Source organism: Nitrospina watsonii (assembly GCF_946900835.1).
Taxonomy (GTDB): Bacteria; Nitrospinota; Nitrospinia; order Nitrospinales; family Nitrospinaceae; genus Nitrospina; species Nitrospina watsonii.
In genome coordinates, this window is sequence record NZ_OX336137.1 from 2,016,005 (window position 1) to 2,038,677 (window position 22,673).

Below are 22,673 nucleotides of genomic sequence, written 5' to 3' on the forward strand. Positions count from 1 at the left end.
GCAATTGGGAAATCAACGCACCGCATATTCCTGCAAAAATTTCTTTTGCCCGCACGAATCGGTTTCAGTTTTTCGCCCACTCCATCCGCCAAAAATCCAACATGCCCTCTTTCCCCGTCAAAATCCGGGCGTTTCGGAAATAAGTCTGATTTTCTGAACATTGGGCAGAAAATCATAACTCCTGTGACCATTTTTGTTACCGTTTTTGACGCCCTCCCCCACGCGCCCGTTGATTCTTAGAATCACAATCCCTCCAGCCCGGCGAAAACCAATCCCTTTCCAAAAGATTTACATTTTCACTCGGTTTGGTACGCGTATTGCGACATTAGACAACAAGAAACCGAATGGAAAGGGAACTCGTTTTCCATGGATTGGTTTTTCACAAACCATGACCTGAGAGGAAACCATGAACCAGCCCGAAAACCAAAACACGTTATGGGCCATGCTGGCCAACCAGCCCGGATGGTCCGCGATGCTGATACTCATTGCCATGATGGCCCTGTACATGAGTCGCAAGCCGGTGCACGCCGGACTCCAGCGCCTGGTGGCGACGGTGTATTCCGGCTTCCGCCTGGCGTCCCGCGCGCTGTTCACCGCCGAAAAACGCCTGTGCGACCGCAACAAGGAAGTCCTGCTGGAATTGGGACAGGACCACATGGAGCGCAAGATCGAACGCGAGTTCTTCCGCGTGAACTCGGTGGTGGAGCGCGACCTCGCCCGCTATCCTGAACTGCAAAAGGTCATCGCCGACCAGATCACGCAGATCGAGGAGGACTACAAGCAGTGCGGGCAGGAAGTGCCGCCAACGCCGGAATGGATCGAGGCCGTCGAGGTGGTGGCGAAGTTGAAGGTCGATCACAAGAACAATCCGCTGACCGCCAACATCCTGAAGAGCATCCATGAAGCGTCGGAGAAGCATCACCGCGAAGTGGTGCGTGAATACCGCGACAGCGTGGCCAAGCGTCACGCGCTGTTGCAGACCCTGCGTCCCTACTGGCGGAAGCTCGTCAACTCCGTGGATGAAGTCGGTAAAACCCTGCGCGGCCTGCTCGACCGCGCCCGCGACATCGACCAGCACATGGACCGCTACATCGAGATCATCAACAAGACCGACAAGGCGGAACGGACTTTGCGCGCCTCGGCGGCGGTGCAGTTTGCTGTATCGTTACTCGTCGTGCTCATCGCCACCGGCGGCGCCATCATCAACTTCAACCTCATCGCCCTGCCCATGTCCGAGATGGTCGGCTCCACGGCACAGATCGGCGGCATGAAGGTGTCGGACATCGCGGCGCTGGTCATCATCTTCGTCGAGATGTCGATGGGTCTGTTTCTGATGGAAGCGTTGCGCTTCACACGGCTGTTCCCGGTGATCGGCACCATGGACGACCGGTTGCGCATCCGCATGATCTGGGTGACCTTCGGCATTCTGTTCACGCTGGCCTGTGTGGAGGCCGCGCTGGCGTTCATGCGCGACCAGATCGCCATGGACCTGAGTGCGCTGCGTCATTCGCTGACGGCGGGCGGCGGTGAGCTGGAAGCGGTGCCGGTGAGCGGCGTCAATTCGTGGATTCCGATGCTCGGCCAGATGGTGTTGGGCTTCATCCTGCCCTTCGCCCTGACCTTCGTCGCCATTCCGCTGGAAACGCTCATGCATTCCTGCCGCAGCGTGTTCGGCGATCTGCTGGCGCTGGCCATCCGCAGTCTGGCCGTGCTGTTCCGCATTCTTGGCAGCGGCTTCAAAAACCTGGGTCTGATGGTGACCCACGTTTACGACATCATCATCTTTCTGCCCCTGTGGCTGGAACAGATGGTGAAAACCCGTCACAAAGCCTCCGGCGAAGTGGGAAGTGACAACCCGCCTGCCGCGAAGATACTGATGGATTCTGAAACCCATATCGAACAGGTGGCAAAATGAAACGAATGATTTCAATTCTGTTGTGCATCCTGTTTTTCTACGGTTGCGCGGAGCATGCTTCGAACAGCCGTGGCGTATATCTGCTGCTGGACACGTCCGGCACCTACACCAAGGAGTTGAAGAAAGCCCAGCAGATCATCAACTTCCTGCTGGGCACGCTGGGTCCGGGCGACACCATCGCCGTGGCCCGCATCGACAGCGCCAGTTTCAGCGAGAAGGACATCGTCGCCAAGGTGACGTTCGACTCGCGTCCCTCGGTGGCCAACGCGCAGAAACGCAAGTTCGCTGAGATCATCAACGACTTCGTGGACCAGGTGAAGGGCAGTCAGTACACGGACATCACCGGTGGCCTGTTTCAGGCCATCGAGTATCTCAACGAAGTGCAGGCGTCGGACAAGCACATCCTCATCTATTCGGACCTCAAAGAGGAGCTTCCCGAAGGCTACAACCGCAATCTGAACTTCACCCTCGACGGATTCCACGTGCGCGCGTTGAACGTGACCAAGCTGCGCGCCGACAACGTGAATCCGGAAGAGTACGTGGACCGGTTGAAGGTCTGGAAACAGAAGGTGGAGACCGGCGGCGGCCAGTGGCAGGTCATCAATGACCTCGACCGCGAGGACGCATTGGTCCTCAGCTGACGGTTTTTGTTTTCATCGGTCAGGCAACCCGCTTCCGGCTTCCCGCCGTCGCACCCTTCCCGGGCGACGGCGGGAGGCGAGGTGCGGGCACGTCGCCCTTGCCATCACCGCCTCACCTTCACCACTCGAAAAGTGGAACCCGTACCCATTACATAACGAAGTCTTTGTCGAGGATCAACCGGTCGAACAACAACAAACCCCACCGCCTGTTAAAGAAAAAGCGCCTGTCACCGCCCCGGTCGAAACGCCGGCACCGCAAACCACGCCGGGAGGGCGGCCGCCGTCCCGATCGACAAACTGAACGCCGCCCCGCGCGCGGCAACCGCCAACCCGGTCAAACAGGAAGGACGCCTGCACCTCCTCCGGATATTGCATATAGGACTTAACCGTGGTAGGTTTTTGTCTGAGTCGCTGCCACGCGTTTTCGGGTTCCAACGGTTTATCCGGGACGACGGTCATCGCCCGTCGATACGAAGCGCCGCCTCATTCATGGCATTCAACTGAACCGTAATGGATCAGAAGCTTTCATCTTTGTGGTTTCAAATAGACGAGGAGACGACGATGAGAAATTTGCCAAAATTCTGCCTGTGGATGATGGTTGGAGCCATCACGCTGGCCATTCCGGGAGTGGGGTTCGCCGCCCCCAAAGCCGATGCCGACCCCTGCGCGGCCGTCAATGACATGGATGAGAAAAATCTGTGCCGGGCCTTTGAAATCGAGAAAAAACTCACCGCCGAAGAAAAAGAGAACCGCTACAAAAATAAAAACCACAGTTCCTATTACTGCTCGTTGATCAAAAGCCGCGACAAACAGACTTATTGCTACGCCGTGGTCAATAAAGAGCGCACCCAATGCGGCCTGATTGTTGACGCCGACCTGGAAAAACAGTGCAACACCAAGTTCTGAAAACCGTAGGAAAACCGCTGACTGGAACGCTCCCGGTGCCCGCCGGGGGCGTTTTTTTTTGGAACCGTTTTCCGGTGCAGGGCGGGGAAGCCCGGCAAACGGCCTCGTTCCGGGATCCGGAACCGGCAACCAAAGCTTCCGCTCGGCAACAATAATAGTTGAGTTTTCCGGCAAGATTGTCGAAAATATAGATAAGAGCTTTAATCCCGCCCTTGCGGAGGATACGCGATGGAATCGCTGGACTATCATCTGATTCGAGATTACTGCCGCACCGCGGTGGACATGGCGGAAGAACTGGGCGCGTACGACGGGCTGTCCTATTTGATCGGCGAGAAGTTTTATCCGCTGGTCATGGCCCTCAAACAGGCTGAAGCAAAAGTTCAGTTCCTGTACAACACCGAGGACAGCGGAGAAGGCGACGTCGAAGAAATATCCCTGCCCTCGGACAATGCCGAAATCCAGCAGGGCTATCTGCTCGCCATCCAGAACAATTACCAGAAGGCTCTGGAAAAAATCGAGGACCTGGGCCAGTTGCGCAGTGACTTCATAGAGGAAATCAAAGAAGCCTTCGAAGTGGATGACATCCGCGAATACCTGGAGTCTTACCCGCGGTTCGGCGGCAACGAGTCCGAGTTTGGCGTTCTGCTGAAAGAAGACGACGAGCCGATGGAGTTCAAGGCCGTGATGTCCGAAGTCGATGACATCTTTCTTGCAGAAGAAATCAAAAAACTGTTTTACTGAGGAAACAAACGCGAGTCCCTTCGTCCCGTTTTTCTTTCCTTCCCGGTTTCACTCCGTTACAATCCGTTTTCATGAAACAAAAGCTATCCGAAAAGACCCGATTGGCTTTGGCGTTCGTGATTTTGTGCGCCATGACAGTGGGGATCCTGTTCACCGGTCCCGGCTTCAGCTTCACATTGCAGGTGATTCTGGCCTCCGTGGCCCTGTTCCTGTTGTTCTGGCTGATCACCTGAGTCCTTCACGGACGGTTCTCACCGCACAAACCACACCATCGCCGCAGCCAGTAACGCCACCGCCGAAAGACCGGCTCCCGCAAGCGCCCACGTTTTCAGGCTTGCCAACTTCGCCTCCGTCTCCTTGCGAACCGTGTCGATCTGCGCCACCAGTTCGGTTTTCATCTCGTCCTGAGCCGCCGTCTTCACCGCGTCGAGTGTGGCATCGACCTTCTGTTGCAGGCGGGCGTCCAGCGCGTCCAGCAGTTTCTGATTCATCGCGCCGGATTTTTTCTCGATCTCTTCCTTCACCATCTCGCGCGCATCGTACTTCCAGTCGTCCATCTGCTGGCGCAATACATCCAATCGTTCCTGAATGGTGTTCTGCAGCTTGGGCTCGATGTTTTCGGAGATTTTTTCCAGGCTGTCGCGCGCGTTGCGAATGGCCTCGTGCAAACTTTCTTCAATTTCTTCCTCCAGGCCCTGCTTGCGGTTTTCCACGTGTTCGGAAAGCAATTCCGTTTTTTCGCGCAACTCGGACAGGATGCGCAGGTTCTCACGGGCTTTCTGTTCTTCTTCTGGACTCATAAGCATACCGATCGCCTTTTCATGGTTGGATTCCGACTTACATATTAGATGAGTTTTGTTCTGAAGGATTTTAAAAAATTCCTGCGCCGTGCCGCGCAACCACACCCACATAGCATCTCCCCGAACGATCTGACGGCCGCTACCTTGACTTCCCCCGGCTTCGGGGATACAGTATATAGTATTGAAAAATAAGGGCTGGCTCGTGAATAACCTGATCGAAACATTCCATATCCACCTGGTGGCCGAGAAAAACGCATCGCCGCACACGGTGACCGGCTATCTGAAGGACCTCAACCAGTTTTGCGCATTCCTGCGCCAAAGCGGGCATGCCTGCACCCCCGAGGGCGAAGTGGATATCCATCAGGTCGATCGGCTGGCGGTGCGTTCCTATCTGGCTTATCTGTACCAGCAGTCCTCGACCGGCACCACCATGAACCGCAAGTTGTCCGCACTCAGCAGCTTCTTTCAGTTTCTGTGCCGGGAGAATCATATCAAAACCAACATCGTAAAAACCATCCCGGCACCGCGAAAAAAAAACGCACTCCCCGCCTACCTCAGCGTGGACGAGATGTTCCGCCTGCTCGATTTGCCGGACAACGAAGGATTCCTCGGCGTGCGCGACCGTGCCATGCTGGAATTGTTTTACAGCACCGGCATGCGCATCAGCGAGTTGACCGGTCTCACTCTCGACTCCATCCACCTCGATGAACGCCGCGTCAACGTGCTCGGCAAAGGAAAAAAGGAACGCATTCTGCCGTTGGGCCGCAAGGCGGTGGACGCCGTCCGCGCCTACCTGAAAGAACGGCACACCCTTCTCGAAAAGAAAAAACCGGAGACGCCGCCCGCGCAACTCTTCCTCAACACACGCGGAGGCGCCGTCACCGTGCGCGGCGTGCGCAAAATCCTCGACCGTTACCTGGGTCCGGCCTTCAGCCGCGGGCTGTCGCCGCATTCCATCCGCCATTCCTTCGCCACGCACCTGCTGGAAAGCGGGGCGGATCTCCGTTCCATTCAGGAAATGCTGGGCCACGCCAGCCTGTCCACCACACAGAAGTACACGCACCTGACGATCGACCGCTTGATGGAAACCTACGACAAATCCCATCCCCGCGCCCAACAATCAGGTGCCAATTCGTCCAAACCATGATAAAAAAGCAGGACGGTTTCTGAACCAGCCGGAATCGATTTGCCAACCTGATCTGCATTGACCCCATCATGAATCCATACACAACGGACGCGTACACCCCGCACGGGACGACTATTTTATCCGTCCGCCACCTGAACAAAGTGGCCATGGGCGGCGACGGCCAGGTCACGCTGGGCCCAACGGTGATGAAACATTCGGCGCACAAGGTCCGCCGCATGTACAACAACCAGATCATCGCCGGATTCGCGGGCGGCACCGCCGATGCCTTCGCCCTGTTCGCCCGCTTCGAGGAAAAACTCGAAAAGTACAACGGCAACCTGTCGCGCTCGGCGGTCGAACTGGCCAAGGACTGGCGCACCGACAAACTGCTCCGGCGGCTGGAAGCGATGCTGCTGGTCGCAGACAAGGACAACAGCTTTCTCATATCGGGCACCGGGGATGTGATCGAGCCGGACGACGGCATCATCGCCATCGGTTCCGGCGGCATGTTCGCCCAGTCGGCGGCGAAAGCGCTGGCGCTGCATTCCACACTCAACGCGCGGGAGATCGTCGAGGCCGCCATGAAGATCGCGCAGGACGTCTGCATTTATACCAACAACCACCTCACCATCGAGGAGTTGTGAACGATGGCTGACATCATGACCCAGACCCCGAAAACCGCAAAGGAACGCGAAGCCTTCATGGCGTCGTTGACGCCCAAGGCCATCGTCCACGAGCTGAACCGCTTCATCGTCGGCCAGGAAAAAGCCAAGCGCGCCGTCGCCGTGGCACTGCGCAACCGCTGGCGGCGGCAGCAACTGGACCCGGACCTGCGCGAAGAGGTCGCGCCGAAAAACATTCTGATGATCGGGCCCACCGGCGTCGGCAAAACGGAAATCGCGCGACGGCTGGCCAAGCTGTCGAAATCGCCCTTCATTAAAGTTGAAGCGTCGAAGTACACCGAAGTCGGTTACGTGGGCCGCGATGTGGAGTCGATGATCCGCGACCTGGTCGAACTGACGCGCGGCATGGTGCGCCTGGAACAGGAAGAGGACGTGCAGAAGGAAGCGAAGCAGGCCGCGGAGGAACGCCTGCTCGACATCCTGCTGCCGCCCCATCCCAGCCAGCGGCACCCCGGGCAGAAAGAATATGAACTGGACGACCTCGGCAAACAGCAATACCAGCAGACCCGCGAAAAGTTTCGCAACTACCTGCACGAGGGCAAGTTCGACGACCGCGATGTGGAGATCGAAGTGCAGGCGAAGCCGTCGTACATGATGGACGTCATGTCGCCACCGGGCATGGAAGAAATGGATTCCAACATCAAGGATATGCTCAGCAACCTGATGCCGAAAAAATCGTCGAACAAAAAAATGAAGGTGCCGGATGCGTTGAAGATCCTGACGCACGAGGAAGCGGAAAAGCTGGTCGATCAGGACAAGGTCAACCAGGAAGCGGTGGAACGCGCCCAGCAGAACGGCATTGTCTTCATCGACGAGATCGACAAGATCACCGCGCGTTCCGGGGCCGGCAGCGGACCCGACGTCTCCCGCGAGGGCGTGCAGCGCGACCTGTTGCCGATCGTCGAAGGTTCGTCCATTTCCACCAAGTACGGCATCGTCAAAACCGATCACATCCTGTTCATCTCGGCCGGGGCGTTTCATTCATCGAAGCCGGCCGACCTGATTCCGGAGTTTCAGGGGCGCTTCCCCATCCGCGTCGAACTGGAGTCGCTGACGCAGAACGATTTCGTGCGCATTCTCACCGAGCCGGGCAACGCGCTGATCAAGCAGTACGCCGCGCTGTTGCAGACCGAGGGCATCGACCTCACTTTCACTGACGATGCGATCGATGTCATCGCGTCGATGGCGGCGCAGGTCAACGAACGCACGGAGAACATCGGCGCGCGCCGTTTGCAGACAGTGATGGAAAAACTGCTGGAAGACCTGTTGTTCGACGCCTCGACGATGGAGGCGCAATCGGTCAGCATAGAAGGCTCCCGCGTGAAAGAAAAGCTGGGCAACATCATCGAGGACCAGGACCTGAGCCGCTACATCCTGTGAGGAACCCACCATGGAAACATTGATCAACAAAGCCGAGATGCTGGTCGAGGCGCTCCCGTACATCAAGAATTTTTATGACAAAACCTTTGTCATCAAGTACGGCGGCAACGCCATGGTGTCCGAGGAGTTGAAGGACACCTTCGCCCTCGATGTGGTGATGATGAAGTACATCGGCATCAACCCCGTCATCGTGCACGGCGGCGGTCCGCAGATCGGCAAGACGCTGGAGATGTTCGGCATCGAGTCCAAATTCGTGGATGGCCACCGCGTCACCAGCAAGGAAATGATCGATGTGGTCGAGATGGTGCTGGGCGGCAAGGTCAATCAGGATATCGTCACCCTCATCAACAGTCATGGCGGCGACGCCGTCGGCATCACCGGCAAGGACGGCAACCTGATCCACGCCAAGCGCTACAAACATGTCAAGAAATCGGCGGAGACCAACCAGTCGGAGATCATCGACCTGGGTCTCGTCGGCGAGATCACGAAGGTCGATGTGCGCGTGCTGCAGAAAATCGACGAAGCCGGATTCATCCCCGTCATCGCGCCGATCGGCCAGGGCGAACAAGGGGAAACTCTGAACATCAACGCCGACATTGTGGCGTCGAAAGTCGCGGCCGCGTTGCAGGCGGAAAAACTGCTGCTGATGACCGACACCGAAGGCGTGAAGGGCAAGAACGGCAAACTCATCCCGCACCTGACCCGGCGCAAGGCGCAGAGCCTCATCCGCGACAAGGTCATCAAGGACGGCATGCTGCCCAAGGTCAATTGCTGCCTCGACGCACTCAAGGCGGGCGTGCGCAAAACCCACATCATCGACGGCCGGGTCAAGCACGCCCTGCTGCTCGAAATCTTCACCAAAGAGGGCGTCGGCACCCAAATTGTCGAGAAATGACCCGCCGCTCCCCCCGCCCCCTGCCTCCAACGCCGTAAATTACCGTGTCGCAAGCGGTTTCGCTGTTTTCAGCACTGCCGGGAAGGTTGACAAGCCGCCGGGACATTGCTAGTTTTAATTGTTTAGACGATTAAAATTTAGGACCTTATCGCACCCATGCCCCCGACCCCGTTGGACGACAGATCGCGGACCATCCTCATGGAAACGGTCAGCAACTACATCGCCACCGCCGAGCCGGTGGGATCGCGCACCATTTCCCACAACCTGCAACAACGGTTGAGTCCGGCCACCGTGCGCAACGTGATGGCGGACCTTGAAGAGATGGGCCACCTGCACCAGCCGCACACCTCGGCGGGCCGTGTGCCGACCGACCAGGGGTACCGGTTTTTCGTCAACGAACTGTTGCAGATCCAGATCCAGAACCCGGCGCCGCTGACCGGGTTTCCGCACGACCTCAAAAACCGGTCGCTGGATGAAATCCTGGAGTCGGCCTGCTCGTTTCTGTCCACCTGTTCGCATCAGGCGGGACTGGTCATGGTGCCCAGCTTTTGGGATCTTGCGCTCAAGAACATCCAGTTCATCCACCTCACGTCGGGGAAACTGCTGGCGGTGTTCGAATCGCAGATGGGCGTGTTGCAGAATAAAATCATCGAGACCGGCGAAGCGATGTCGCAGGACCATCTCAACTCGGTGGCCAATTACCTGAACCGGGAGTTCGGCGGCCGCTCACTGAAAACCATTCGCCAGGAACTCCTGCACCGCAAGAAAAACGAAAAAGAACGCTACAATGAATTGATGAAGCAGGCGAGCCAATTGTGGTCGGAGATGTTCCCCGACGAACAGAACGCCGAACTGTTGATCGACGGCCTCATCAACCTGCTCGACCAGCCGGAGTTTTCGGAAAACGTCGAAAAAATGAAGCGATTGATGAAAACCGTCGAGGAAAAAGCCAAGCTCGTCAAACTGCTGGACCAGTGCATGATCGAAGACGGCCTCACCATTTTGATCGGCGAGGAAAACCTCGAGCAGGAGATGGAAGGCTTCAGCCTGATCGCGCAAAATTACCGGATGGGCGGCGAGAAACTCGGCACGCTGGCCGTGTTCGGTCCCAAACGCATGGATTATCAGAAAATGATCGGCATCGTGAACTCCACCGCCACCAACGTGTCGGAGTTCCTTTCCAAGCAATGAATGAAGGAGTGCAGACTGCGTTATGAGTAAAAAAAGCGACACCTACGAACAATCCGAAGACGAAAAAAAATCCGCCGCCGATGAGAACGTCGAAGAGGAAGAGCTGGCGGAAGCACAGGAGCCGGATGTCGTGAGCGAGGACGACATCGAAACGCTCCTGAAAAAGAAAGACGACGAAGTGGCGGAAATGCGCAACGAAATGCTGCGCCTGCGCGCCGACGTGGAAAACGTGCGCCGCCGCCTCAACAAGGAAAAGCAGGATGCCATCGTCTTCGCCAATCAGCGGCTGATCAAAGCACTCATTCCGGTCTTCGACAACCTCGACCGCGCTCTCAAGGCGCCCGACACCAACGTCGAAAGCCTGAAGGAAGGCGTGCGCATGACGGCCAAGCAGTTTGAAGCCGTGCTGGACAAGGAAAACGTCGAACCCATCATCGCTGTCGGCGAAAAATTCGATCCCGAAGTGCACGAAGTGCTGGCGCAGATCGAGTCGCACGAACACGCGGAAAACACCGTCGTCGAGGAATACGTGCGCGGCTACAAGATGAACGGACGCATGGTGCTGCCGGCCAAGGTCGCCATCGCCAAAAAACCGAGCGGCGACAAGCCCGCCGACCCCGCCGCCTGAGGTCCGATCCCCTTCCATGCCCGAGTTGCCGGAAGTCGAAACCCTGCGCCGGGCGTTGTTGCCGCTGATCCCCGGAAAACGCCTGACCGCGTTGAAATTTTTCCGGCCGGACCTGCGCTTTCCCATGCCGACAGAACTGCTGACGCGCCACCTCACCGGTGCGGTGCTGACCGACATCACCCGCGTCGGCAAATACCTGCTGCTGCATTTCGCAGACGGCGCCATGCTGTGGCACCTCGGCATGAGCGGCCGCGTCGAGCAGAGCCCGTCACTGAAACCCATTCACAAACACGACCACGCCGCCTTTCATTTCGCGCCGGACATTTATCTCCACTTCGTCGATCCGCGCCGCTTCGGCTGCATCCTGTGGGTGCCCGACGGCAAGGGGCATGCGCTGATCGACCATTTGGGCCCCGATCCCCTGGACCCCAGAACGACGGCGAAAGACCTGAAAACGCGCGCCCGCACCTGCAAAGGACCGATCAAAGGATTCCTCATGAACGCCACGCGCCTCGCCGGCGTCGGCAACATCTACGCCTGCGAAGCCCTGCACGCCACACCGCTCCATCCCAACCGCCCCGCCAATAAAGTCACCTTGCCGCAATGGGAAAAACTGCTGGCGACCCTGCGGATCACGCTGGAGAACAGCATCGCCGCGGGCGGCACGACCTTGCGCGATTTTTTCAGCAGCGACGGCAGTCCCGGCTACTTCGCCATCGATCTGGCCGTGTACGGGCGCGAAAACCAGCCCTGCAAGCGCTGCGGCGCCCCCATCGTGCGCACCGTCCACTCCGGCCGCTCGACCTTTTTCTGCAAAGTCTGCCAAAAGAGATAACGCTTAACCCGGCCCGGCATCGGTGCTATCCTTGGGGCCATGCAACCTTCCATCGGCCTCATCACGCTCAACGCGAAGTTCATCCACACCGCGGTCAGCCTGCGCTATTTGCGCAACGCCGCCCGTCGTGCCGGTTATGAAAACGTGTGGATCGAGGAGTTCACCATCCACCACCCGGTATGGAAAATCGCCGCCGCGATCCAGAAACACAAACCCGACATCCTCGGCATCGGCGTCTATATCTGGAACCGCCGGCAGAGTTTCGAGCTGGTCGAGTATTTGAAGAAACAGAATCCCGATTTGAAAATCGTGTTGGGCGGACCGGAGGTGTCGTTCGAGATGCCGCACGGCGACGACTACACCATCCTCTCCGGCGAGGGCGAGGCCCGCTTTGTCGAGTACCTGGGCTACGCCACGAAAAACGACCCGCCGCCTCCAGATGTTTTGGAACGCTGGCTGGTTTATGGCGGCGACCTGCCGGATTTGCACGTGCCCTATACGGAAGAGGACTGGCCGCATCTGAAAAACCGTTACGCCTATGTCGAAACTTCACGCGGCTGCCCGTACCTGTGCTCGTTTTGTTTGTCGGCGCTGGACAAAACCGTACGCTTCTTCGACGACGACACCGTGCGGCGGCAGATCGAAGACATCGTGAAGGCGGGCGTCGGCAAGGTGAAGTTCGTCGATCGTACTTTCAACCTGCAACCGCGCCGCATGCGCGACCTGATGCATTGGCTGACACGGTTCCCCGACGTCGAGTTTCATTTCGAAGTGGTCGGCGACCTGCTCAACGACGACATGCTGACGTTCCTCAACACCGTGCCGCACGGCATGTTCCAGTTCGAAATCGGCATCCAGACCGCCACCGATCCGGTGCAGCAGACCATCCAGCGCAAACAGAACAACGACAAACTGTTCGCCACCATCCGCCGCCTGATCGAGCAGGACCGCGTGCACGTGCACTGCGATCTCATCTTCGGCCTGCCGGGCGAAACCTACGAACAGATGATGGAATCGTTCGAGCAGGTGTTCGCGCTGCGTCCGCACGAGGTGCAACTCGGATTCCTGAAATTCCTGCCCGGCGCGCCGGTGAAAGATCAGATCGAAAAGGAAGGCTACCGCTATCTTTCGACGCCGCCGTATGAAATCATCGCCAACCGGCTCGTGTCCGCCGAGCAGATCAGCTACCTGAAACGCTTCACCGAAACCTTCGACCTGTTTTACAACACGCAGCGCTTCCGCTTCACGCTCGATCACCTGCTGGAACGGCATGCGCCCATCGAAGTGTTCGACCGGCTGCTGAGCCACCTCGACGCCCTGCCCGGCTTCCACAGCGGCATCGCCCTCGACCGGCAGTACCTCGTGCTCGCCGAATGTTTCGATTTGCTCGACGATCCGGTGACGCTCGACCTGCTCAAGCTCGATTACCTGTACCACCAGCGCATCTTTCACCTGCCGGAATTCATGCGGAAACCCCTGCCGGAAAACGGCTCGACGAAGCTCCGCACCTGGTCCGGCGACCGCAAGACCCCACTCGTTCCTTTCCAGCATGAAATCGAAGTGGACCGCTGGCAGGCCCGCCTGGCCCCGGCTTCACGCCCCGTCTATTACGCCGTGGCCCACAGTCAGGGCGCAGCCGGATATTTCACCCGCCCCACCGTGCACCGCGTCGATTCCTGACGCCGCCATTTTTATTTCAAAATTCCCGCTCCCCGTTATATGATTGCAACTTACCCTAATTTCATAAACAACTTGGAGACAAGACAAGGAGAAGACGATGTCAGACCAGAGCCAGCCCCCCCTCAATCCCCGTAGCCGATCGATCACCCAGGGCGACCGCCGTGCGCCCAACCGCGCCATGCTGCGCGCCGTGGGCTTCAAAGACGAAGATTTCGTGAAGCCGATCGTGGGCATTGCCAACGGGCAGAGCAACCTCACCCCCTGCAATGCAGGTTTGGGCAAGCTGGCAGACATCGCCTCCGTGGAAATTTCCAACAACGGCGGCATGGCGCAGATGTTCGGCACCATCACCATCAGCGACGGCATCAGCATGGGCACCGAAGGCATGAAGTGTTCGCTGGTCAGCCGCGAAGTCATCGCCGACTCCATCGAGACCGTCTGCCGTGGCGCCGCCATGGACGGCGTGCTTGCCATCGGCGGCTGCGACAAGAACATGCCCGGCGCGATGATCGCCATGGCGCGCCTCAACATCCCGAGCCTGTTCGTGTATGGCGGCACCATCAAGCCCGGCCATCTGGGCGATCAGGATCTGACCGTCGTCAGCGCGTTCGAGGCCGTCGGCAAATTCAGCGCCGGCGCCATCGACAAGGACCAGTTGACCGACATCGAAAAAAACGCGTGTCCCGGTTACGGATCGTGCGGCGGCATGTTCACCGCCAATACCATGTCGTCGGCGTTCGAGGCGATGGGCATGAGCGTGCCGTACAGCTCGACCATGGCCAACGAAGACAAGGAAAAAGAAAACAGCACGCGTGAAAGCAGCCTGGTGCTGATGAACATGGTGAAGCACAACATCCTGCCGCGCGACATCATCACCCGCAAATCGCTGGAGAACGCCATCACCGTGGTCATGGCGGTCGGCGGCTCGACCAACGCCGTATTGCATTTGCTGGCCATCGCGCACAGTGCGGGAATCGACCTGAGCATCGACGATTTCGAAACCATCCGCAAACGCGTGCCGTTGTTCTGCGACCTCAAACCGTCGGGGCGATTCGTCACCGTCGATCTGCATCAGGCGGGCGGCATCCCGCAGGTCATGAAGATGCTGTTGAATGCGGGACTGCTGCACGGCGACTGTTTGACCTGCACCGGCAAGACGGTGGCGGAAAATTTGAAGGACATCCCCGATCAACCCGGCGCCAATCAGGAAGTCATCCTGCCTTTGGACAAGCCGAAATCGAAGGAAGGGCATCTCGTCATTCTGAAAGGCAACCTGGCGCCCGAAGGTTCCGTTGCCAAGGTTTCCGGAATCAAGATCGATGTGCTCACCGGTCCGGCACGCGTGTTCGACTCGGAAGAAGAGTGTCTGGATGCCATCATCGACAATAAAATTCAAGAAGGTGACATCGTGATCATCCGCTACGAGGGGCCAAAAGGCGGACCCGGCATGCGAGAAATGCTGGCACCCACCTCAGCCATTGTCGGAAAAGGGCTGGGGGAGAAGGTCGGATTGATCACCGATGGCCGGTTTTCGGGCGGCACTTTCGGACTGGTTGTCGGACATGTGGCCCCCGAAGCGCAGGAAGGCGGGCCGATTGCGCTGGTTCAGGAAGGCGACTCGATCACGCTCGATGTCGGGAAGCATCTCATCCAGATCAACGTGACCGATGCGGAATTGCAGGCCCGGCGCGCCCAATGGCAGGCGCCGCCGATCAAATACCAGACCGGCGTTCTGGCCAAGTACGCCAAACTGGTAACCTCGGCATCGAAAGGTGCGGTAACCGACTGATCGGTATAAAGACGACACCTTCTGTCAAAAGGTCCCAATCCATGAGCCGTTGGGGATCAATCGCTCCTCTCCCGGACATCGGGTAGGGGATCGCTCGATATTCATTCCCAACGGCTCGTGCTATTCATTGCTCCATTCAAGCTGTTTGAATCTGATGGTTCAACCTCACGCTGAAAGGAGCAAGACCGATGGAGATCATGGCACCGGAAACCCCCAACAAACTCTTGGTGAGCGCCACCCGCATCAACTTGTATTACCTGAACGAGTTGTTCCGGGACGTCGCAAACGAAGTGAGCGGAGACATCAGCTCCCGGCTTGGGGTGGACATCCCACTGACGGCGGGGATGTGGGGCGGCACGTACCTCGTGGCCGATCCCACCGGGGTGTCGCGCACCAATGTGAAGCGCCTGTATTCCATCGTCAGCTTCCCGCAGGGCACGCCGCTCGACCAACCCGATGCCTTCGAGATGATGATGCGGTCGTACAGCGAAACGCTGCGCGAACGTTTCGACGACCTGCGCATCAAACTGGATCATCCGAATTGGGGAGAGATCATTCCCTACTCCAACCGGCACCGCCCGACCACCGCCCTGCAAATGAACGACAGCAGCCGCCGCGTTAATTTCGCGCGCGTTTTCTTCGTGCCCAATCGGGCGACGTGGTCAGAGTCCATCATCTACGACATGATCCGCAACGTGCGCCAGTTGCGGGAACTGCTGGACATCGATCGCCGTCCGAAAAAAGTCACCACGACGGACATCAAGTTCATGCTGCAGGACATTCTCATCACCTACTTCACACTCAAGCCCGCGCTCAATCCGGATTTTGACGAGCACGCCGATCCCATCATCAAGGAGTTGTTCAAGAAAATGGTGGGTGGCATGACCAGCGATGAAGAGATTCAAGAGCAGTACCACAACGTGTACGCCAATGCGCTGGCCTACGGTTACGAGGAAGCGCTGGAAGGGCCGTACAAGCGCGAGGGATTGGATATCTTCAAGGTGGAGGATTGGCCGGTGGACAAGATCAATTTCGTGCCGCAGGAATTGAAAGACAAACTGGTGCCGTATCTCGAAGGCACGTTCGAAACCTTCCGCCGCAACCTCACCGCGCAACAGGGCTGAGAGGGCGCGCTTCAGGCAAATTCGAGAACGATCCAGCCCGCAAGGCCTTTCTGCCCGTTGGTCTCGCGGTTGCCGCCATCCCAGATGGCAATGGCGAGGGCGGTCGGTTGATCCAGCGCGCGGTCCATTTCATCGCCCGTTGTCAACGCGCGTTTGAACACCACCTGCCATCCGGTCTCCGTCCGCATGCCCTGCCCCATTACATCCTGCTGCGCCTGGCGGGTCAGCGTGCTGAATCCTTCCGCATTGAGGTCCTCCACCGGCGACTTGATCGATGCCGGGTCCGAAGACGCTTTCACCAACGCATCGAATTCCACCTGGCGTGCGGCCTTCCATTGCCAGATGTTCACCATCTCCTGCTCGCTGCCCATGGTGATGGGAGGCGGCATCGCACCGGCCTGGAGCGGAAACATGACCGCGGCCTGGTCCGTGTACAAACGGGAATCGTCGAGTCCGTCGTCGCGCGTCGCATCCTCCCATTCCAGCCGCACGGCGAATTCCGTATCGGTGCGCGCCACGCTGAGCGTGACTTGCTTGATGGAAGGATTCGGCCACTGGGGATTGGTGATCAACTGCGGCCCGAGTTCGATCACCGTGCGCGCCGGTCCCTGCTCCGCCGCCCAGAAACTGGACGCGGGCGACAACGGCAGGGTGCCGGAATAACGCACCACCTTGATCTTCTCAATGCACACACCCTCCTGCAGGCAGGCTTCAAAGTCGGTCGCGACCGGATTGCACCCTCCCCACAGTCCTGTCATCAGTAACATCAACAGACAATTCCCAATAGACCGCAACAGCATTTGATTCGTCATGGTTTGCAAAAAGGTGAGGGTTAAAATCCGTGGACGAGGTCGTGCAGGGCCCGGTCGATTTCCGCTGTGTGTGGCCCGACCAGCACCATGTTGAGTCCGCTACGCACGAACAACCGCGCCGCAACCCGGCGGACATCGTCGATCGTGACCTTCTCAATCAACACCCGCTCCTCTTCCACCGAAATCGCCGTGGTGTACAACTGGGCCTGCCCGTAGCGGATCAATTGTTTATAAGGCGAGTCGTATTCCAGTTCGAGTTCGTAGGCATACCGTTTTTTGACAAAGTCGAGTTCTTCTTCGCTCGGTCCTTCGGCCAGAAATGTTTTGATCTCTTTCAGTATGATTTCCGTAATCTCCAGCACCTTTTCCGAGCGTGCGTTGACATCGAAATCGAACGTGCCGCAATCGGACAATGTGGTCTCGCGGGCCTGCACGGAATAAACCAGGCCACGGTCTTCGCGCAGGGTTTTCTGCAAACGGGACGCCGTCCCATCGTCGAAGATCAGGGCAATCAGGGAGACGATGTGAAAATCCGGATCGTTGAACGACACCGACCGGAAACAGACCTGCAACTGCGCCTGGCTGTCGTCGTGAGTCTGGATCAGGAGCATCGGCTCCTTCTGATCCTCCTTCACCGCCCCCATGAAATAATTTTTGGGGATGACACGGCCCTGCTTCGGGAAGCGGCCGAAATACCGCTCGGCCAGCGCCAGAAAGCGGTCGTGGGTCAAGACCCCCGCTCCGGCCAGCACCATGTTGCCGGGACAATAATACGTTTCGAAAAATTCCTGAAGCTGCGCCTCGTTGATGGCTTTGATCGATCCCTCGGTGCCGATGATGGGATAGCCCAGCGGGTTGTCGCCATACAACAGTTTGCAGGCGTGATAATCGATGTCGATGTTGTCGCCCTCTCCATTGAGGTCTTCCAGGCATTCTTCGAGAATGATCTCCCGTTCCACCTCGATGCTGGGGAACAAGGGATCGGTGAAAAAGTCGGAAAACAGTTCCATCCCCCGCTCCAATTGTTCATAATGCGGGCTGAAATCATAATGCGTGTGTTCGGTGTAGGTGGACGCGCGCAGGCCGCGCCCGATTTTCTCAAACTCCGTGTTCAGCAGAATCGAGTTGGGATAGTTTCGGTTGCCGCGAAACAACATGTGTTCGAGGAAATGCGAGATGCCGTTGTTCGCGGGCGTCTCAAAACGCACTCCGGAACGGATGTACATACCGACATCCAGCGTATGCAGGTGCGGCATCTCCACGGTGACGACGGTCAGTCCGTTTTCCAACGTGTCGAGATGCGTTCGGTTTTCAGTGGTGTCCAGAGTCGTCATAAATTCTGTTTAAGAGGTGTTTGAAGATTCGTATTGTCTCACACAATTTTAACCTGTCCGACCGGGAATTGGAAAATCCATGAATCGACCGGAATGGTGCGAAACAGACTTCCGCAGGGCGGAGGTTTACCTCGAAGAACATGAGGCGGAACAGCCGGACACCGCCCTGTTCGACTGCGGCGACGGTCTCCATGCCATCATCCCGCGCGGCCTGCCGGCGCTCGGCGTGCGCTTTTACGGTTTGTTCATGCTGGCCCCTTTGCCCGTCCTGATGGCCAGCGTGCTGCTGCTGGTGCTGTACGGGTTTCAGGAAGAGATCGCGCTGAACCTCACCACGCTGGCCGTGTTCGCCGTCTGCCTGGTCCTGATCGCCGGGCTGGCGCGGGTGATGCATCTGATTCTGAAAAACCGCGCCCTGTTCCCTCGTGATTATTTCGTGACCCTCGGCAAAAACGGCATCGCCATGCACTACTCGCGCAAACATTTTCCTTTCCACAATCCGCGCGCGTGGTTGACCTGGCACGACGTTCAGTCGGTGACTTCCGGCGGCGGCTTTTTCCTGCCCGCCTTCTTTCTCGGTCTGCCCTTCATCAACTACCCCAGGGTGCTGGGCGAAAACGGCACCGTCGTCGATATCCCGTTCCGCCTGTCGCGCGCAAAACAACCGTTGCAGATGGAAGCCATTGAAGCCCTCATCCAGCAAAACCTGCAATGGCGAAAAACTATTCGAAGTTGATCGATTTCTCGCCAAGCAACTCTTCGATCTGCGCGATGATCTCGTCGCAGGGCTTCACCCGGATCCCGGTTTCCACCGTGCGCTGTTTGGCCTGCCCCTCGGGAAACAGAAAATGCACCAGCAGTTGATTGGAGCCGGGGTATTTCGCCAGCACGTCCTTCACCGAATGCAGCATCGCCTTTTCCAGACCCGGCGTGCGGATGTGGATGTGCACGGTGCCCTTCCATTGATCCTTGGCTTCGGACAAAGGCCGGATTTCGTTGGCGATGACTTTCGGCCAGTTGTCATCGGCCTCGACCGTGCCTTTGACCAGGATCGGCCCGTCCTGCTCCAGAATCTCGAGTGAATTCTTGTACGTTTCCGGCCAGACGGTGACCTCCACCGTGCCCTGCAGATCCTCCAGCGTCATCAGCGCCATCTTGTCGCCCTTCTTCGTGGTCTTGGTGACGATCTTGAACGGCACGCCGGCGATGCTGACCGTTTTTCTATTGTGCTGTTCCGCAAGATTGGCGGAGGTGGCGTCGGTGAACCAGGCGATGTCCTTCTGGTATTTCATCAACGGATGACCGGACACATAGAAGCCGATCGTTTCCTTTTCAAACTTGAGCCGGTCGTGATCGCTCCACTCCTCGATCGGTTCCGCCGTCACCAGCACATCCGCCTCCTCTTCGCCCAGCAGGTCGAACATGCTGGACTGTCCCAGCAGGCGGTCGCGCTGCCGGGACTGGCCGATGTCCATGTACGCTTGCAAATGATGCATCATGCTGGCGCGGCTTTCGCCCACCGAATCGAACGCGCCGCTCTTGATGAGGCTTTCGATGACGCGTTTGTTGACCTTGTTGAGGTCCACCGTTTCACAGAACTGTTTGATGGAGGTGAACTCGCCGACCTTGTTGCGCGTGTCGATGATGATATCGATCGCCGACGTTCCGACGTTCTTGATCGCGCCCAGCCCGAACAGCAGCTTGTCCTCGTGGATGGAGAAGTCGCGATAACTGCGGTTGACGTCCGGCGGCATCATTTGAATGCCCATTTCGCGGCAGTCGTTGATGTAACGGATCACCTTATCGGTGTTGTCCATTTCGCTGGTTATCAGCGCGCCGAAAAACTGCAACGGGTAATGCGCCTTCAGGTATGCGGTCTGATAGGAGATGAGTGCGTAGGCGGCGCTGTGCGATTTGTTGAAACCGTATCCCGCGAATTTCTCCATCAGGTCGAAGATACGTTCCGACTTCTTATCCGGAATCTTGTTCTTGTGGCTGCCCGTGTAAAACTTTTCGCGCTGCTGTGCCATCTCTTCCGGCTTCTTTTTGCCCATGGCGCGGCGCAACAGGTCGGCGTCGCCCAACGTGAAGCCCGCCAAGACGTTGGCGATCTTCATCACCTGCTCCTGGTAGAGGATGACGCCGTGCGTTTCCTTCAGGATGTCCTTCAGCTGCGGCAGCTCGTATTTTTCTTCCAGGGTGCCGTGCTTGCGCTTGACGTAATCGTCCACCATGCCGCTCTCCAGCGGCCCCGGACGGAACAGCGCCAACAGCGCGATGATGTCCTCGAAACTGTCCGGTTTCATTTTGAGCAGGAGATCGCGCATGCCGGAGCTTTCCAACTGGAACACGCCGCGCGTCCGGGCCTCACCCAGCAGCTTGTAGGTATCGGCGTCGTCTTTGGGGATGGCGTCGATGTCAAGTTCAGTGCCCTCCGATTCGCGGATCAGCCGGAGCGCGTTGTGGATCACCGTCAGCGTGCGCAGACCCAGGAAGTCCATCTTCAACAATCCCAGTTTTTCGATGTTGTTCATCGAGAACTGGGTCACGATTTCGTCGTTGTTGCCCTTGTACAGCGGCAGGAACTCGGTGAGCGGTTTGGGCGAGATCACCACCCCCGCCGCGTGCGTCGAACAATGGCGCGGCAGCCCCTCCAGCTTGAGCGCCACCTTCAACAGTTCATCGACGTTTTCGTTCTCCTTCGCCATCTCCTTGAACCGCGATTCCTCGTTCATGGCGTCGGTGAGGGTGACGTTCAACCGGTTGGGAACGAGCTTGGCGATCTTGTCCACCTCGCCGTAGGGCATGCCCAGAACACGGCCGACATCGCGCAGCACGCCCTTGGCGTTCATGCTGCCGAAGGTGATGATCTGCGTCACGAAGTCATGACCGCCGTATTTTTCCGTGACGTATTTGATGACGTCGTCGCGCTTCTCCATGCAGAAGTCGATATCGATATCGGGCATGCTCACCCGCTCCGGATTCAGGAAACGTTCGAACAGCAGATCGTACTCGATGGGGTCGAGGTTGGTGATGCGGAGGGTGTAGGCGACGAGGCTGCCGGCGGCGGAACCGCGACCGGGTCCGACGGGAATGCCGTTCTCGCGCGCATAGCGGATGAAATCCCAGACGATCAGAAAGTAACCGGGATAACCCATCTTCTTGATGATCGCCAACTCCTCGTCCAGCCGCTGTTCATAGACCGTGCGGTCGTATTCCAGCCCCGCCTTGTCCATTTCGCCGAATCGTTCCGCCAAACCTTCGCGGGATTGTTCTTCCAGATAGGAATACAAGGTGTGCGCTTCCGGCACCGGGTACTCCGGCAGGTTGTCGGCGCCGGTTTCGAGATCGAGGTTGCAGCGCTCGGCGATCTTGATGGTGTTCTCAATGGCTTCCGGCAAATGCCGGAACCGTTCTTCCATCTCCTTGGGCGACTTGAAGTAATACTCGTCCGAGTGGTACTTCATGCGGTAAGGGTCGTCCATCGTCTTGCCGGTCTGCAGACACAGCAGGATTTCGTGCGAGCGGTAATCTTCTTTATCGAGGTAGTGGCAGTTGTTGGTGGCGACCACCGGCAGGTCGAGCTTTTTGCCGATGTCGATCAGCCCGTTATTGATGGCCTCCTGCCAGTCCAGCTGGTGATCCTGCAACTCCAGGTAAAAGTTGTCGTCGCCCATGATCTCTTTGTACTGTTCCGCCACCTTGAGCGCGCGCGGCAGGTTTTCCTTGTTGATGTAATGAGCGAGCTCGCCGCGGTTGCACGAACTCAAGGCGATGAGCCCTTCGGCGTGCTCGGCCAGGAGGTCCTTGTCGATCCGCGGTTTGTAGTAGAAGCCCTCAATGTAGCCGGAGGTGACCAGCTTGACGAGATTTTTATAACCGGTCTGGTTCTTGACCAGCAGGATGAGATGATGGGCGGCGTCGCGCAGGCGGAAGTTGTCATCTTTCTTCAGGCGGCTTTCCGGGGCGACATAGACTTCACAGCCGATGATCGGTTTCAGGCCGTGCTTGCGCGCGCCCTGGTAGAACTCCATCGCGCCGAACAGATTGCCGTGGTCGGTCATCGCCACGGCGGGCATCTTGTACTCCTCGGCGCGTTTGAACAGGGCCTCGTGACGCAACGACGAGTCCAGCAGGCTGAAATGAGTGTGGACGTGCAGGTGCACGAAATTGGAATGGCGCATGATTCGAAC

At 57.9% G+C, this 22,673-nt stretch carries 20 protein-coding genes; 16 read left to right on the forward strand and 4 right to left on the reverse strand.

Going from position 1 to position 22,673, the window contains the following annotated elements:
- The first annotated feature begins 406 nt into the window (after positions 1-406).
- From QML71_RS09310 to QML71_RS09330, 5 genes are all read left to right on the forward strand, one after another.
- On the forward strand, positions 407-1,915 hold the full coding sequence (locus QML71_RS09310) for a hypothetical protein (RefSeq protein ID WP_282011647.1): 1,509 nt from the start codon (positions 407-409) through the stop codon (positions 1,913-1,915).
- A complete protein-coding gene (locus QML71_RS09315) occupies positions 1,912-2,556 on the forward strand; it encodes a vWA domain-containing protein (protein ID WP_282011648.1) in 645 nt (214 codons plus the stop codon). The genes QML71_RS09310 and QML71_RS09315 overlap by 4 nt, the downstream gene beginning before the upstream one ends.
- 561 nt (positions 2,557-3,117) lie before the next feature.
- Positions 3,118-3,462 carry a hypothetical protein gene (locus QML71_RS09320; RefSeq protein WP_282011649.1) on the forward strand — a complete coding sequence of 115 codons (345 nt, stop codon included), beginning with the start codon at positions 3,118-3,120 and terminating at the stop codon, positions 3,460-3,462.
- A 228-nt stretch (positions 3,463-3,690) separates the two neighbouring features.
- Positions 3,691-4,203 carry a hypothetical protein gene (locus QML71_RS09325; protein WP_282011650.1) on the forward strand — a complete coding sequence of 171 codons (513 nt, stop codon included), beginning with the start codon at positions 3,691-3,693 and terminating at the stop codon, positions 4,201-4,203.
- Positions 4,204-4,274: 71 nt separating this feature from the next.
- Positions 4,275-4,436 carry a hypothetical protein gene (locus QML71_RS09330; protein ID WP_282011651.1) on the forward strand — a complete coding sequence of 54 codons (162 nt, stop codon included), beginning with the start codon at positions 4,275-4,277 and terminating at the stop codon, positions 4,434-4,436.
- Between the two features lie 18 nt (positions 4,437-4,454).
- Here QML71_RS09330 and QML71_RS09335 read toward each other — a convergent pair whose 3' ends face one another.
- Positions 4,455-5,003: a hypothetical protein gene (locus QML71_RS09335; protein ID WP_282011652.1), complete on the reverse strand. Its 549-nt coding sequence runs from the start codon at positions 5,001-5,003 to the stop codon at positions 4,455-4,457.
- Positions 5,004-5,205: 202 nt separating this feature from the next.
- Here QML71_RS09335 and QML71_RS09340 point away from each other — a divergent pair, with 202 nt between their 5' ends.
- The 10 genes from QML71_RS09340 to QML71_RS09385 all read left to right on the forward strand — a co-directional run bounded on the left by QML71_RS09340 (position 5,206) and on the right by QML71_RS09385 (position 16,334).
- Complete coding sequence (locus QML71_RS09340; protein ID WP_282011653.1) at positions 5,206-6,150, forward strand: tyrosine recombinase XerC; 945 nt, start codon at positions 5,206-5,208, stop codon at positions 6,148-6,150.
- 68 nt (positions 6,151-6,218) lie between these two features.
- On the forward strand, positions 6,219-6,773 hold the full coding sequence (gene hslV / locus QML71_RS09345) for an ATP-dependent protease subunit HslV (protein WP_282011654.1): 555 nt from the start codon (positions 6,219-6,221) through the stop codon (positions 6,771-6,773).
- Between the two features lie 57 nt (positions 6,774-6,830).
- Complete coding sequence (gene hslU / locus QML71_RS09350; RefSeq protein WP_345742348.1) at positions 6,831-8,192, forward strand: ATP-dependent protease ATPase subunit HslU; 1,362 nt, start codon at positions 6,831-6,833, stop codon at positions 8,190-8,192.
- Between the two features lie 10 nt (positions 8,193-8,202).
- Positions 8,203-9,087 (forward strand): acetylglutamate kinase, encoded by an 885-nt coding sequence (gene argB / locus QML71_RS09355; protein ID WP_282011656.1) that lies wholly within the window; start codon positions 8,203-8,205, stop codon positions 9,085-9,087.
- A 156-nt stretch (positions 9,088-9,243) separates the two neighbouring features.
- Entirely contained in the window at positions 9,244-10,278 is a 1,035-nt protein-coding gene (hrcA, locus tag QML71_RS09360; protein WP_282011657.1) for a heat-inducible transcriptional repressor HrcA, read from the forward strand.
- Between the two features lie 22 nt (positions 10,279-10,300).
- Positions 10,301-10,906, forward strand: a complete 606-nt coding sequence (grpE, locus tag QML71_RS09365; RefSeq protein ID WP_282011658.1) for a nucleotide exchange factor GrpE — start codon at positions 10,301-10,303, stop codon at positions 10,904-10,906.
- Positions 10,907-10,922: 16 nt separating this feature from the next.
- A complete protein-coding gene (gene mutM, locus QML71_RS09370; RefSeq protein WP_282011659.1) occupies positions 10,923-11,741 on the forward strand; it encodes a bifunctional DNA-formamidopyrimidine glycosylase/DNA-(apurinic or apyrimidinic site) lyase in 819 nt (272 codons plus the stop codon).
- 39 nt (positions 11,742-11,780) lie between these two features.
- Positions 11,781-13,421: a B12-binding domain-containing radical SAM protein gene (locus tag QML71_RS09375; protein ID WP_282011660.1), complete on the forward strand. Its 1,641-nt coding sequence runs from the start codon at positions 11,781-11,783 to the stop codon at positions 13,419-13,421.
- A gap of 97 nt (positions 13,422-13,518) precedes the next feature.
- On the forward strand, positions 13,519-15,210 hold the full coding sequence (gene ilvD / locus QML71_RS09380; protein WP_282011661.1) for a dihydroxy-acid dehydratase: 1,692 nt from the start codon (positions 13,519-13,521) through the stop codon (positions 15,208-15,210).
- Between the two features lie 188 nt (positions 15,211-15,398).
- Entirely contained in the window at positions 15,399-16,334 is a 936-nt protein-coding gene (locus tag QML71_RS09385; protein ID WP_282011662.1) for a hypothetical protein, read from the forward strand.
- An 11-nt stretch (positions 16,335-16,345) separates the two neighbouring features.
- On the opposite strand, the gene QML71_RS09390 is transcribed toward QML71_RS09385, so the two are convergent.
- Positions 16,346-17,101 carry an ethylbenzene dehydrogenase-related protein gene (locus tag QML71_RS09390; RefSeq protein WP_282011663.1) on the reverse strand — a complete coding sequence of 252 codons (756 nt, stop codon included), beginning with the start codon at positions 17,099-17,101 and terminating at the stop codon, positions 16,346-16,348.
- Positions 17,102-17,166: 65 nt separating this feature from the next.
- Positions 17,167-18,480, reverse strand: a complete 1,314-nt coding sequence (locus tag QML71_RS09395; RefSeq protein ID WP_282011664.1) for a M16 family metallopeptidase — start codon at positions 18,478-18,480, stop codon at positions 17,167-17,169.
- A 79-nt stretch (positions 18,481-18,559) separates the two neighbouring features.
- Between QML71_RS09395 and QML71_RS09400 the strand changes: the two genes are divergently transcribed.
- Positions 18,560-19,216, forward strand: coding sequence for a hypothetical protein (locus QML71_RS09400; protein ID WP_282011665.1), 657 nt, complete (start codon positions 18,560-18,562; stop codon positions 19,214-19,216).
- Here the strand turns inward: QML71_RS09400 and dnaE are convergent.
- Positions 19,203-22,664, reverse strand: a complete 3,462-nt coding sequence (gene dnaE, locus QML71_RS09405; RefSeq protein ID WP_282011666.1) for a DNA polymerase III subunit alpha — start codon at positions 22,662-22,664, stop codon at positions 19,203-19,205. The two genes, QML71_RS09400 and dnaE, sit on opposite strands and share 14 nt — an antisense overlap.
- Positions 22,665-22,673: the final 9 nt, after the last annotated feature.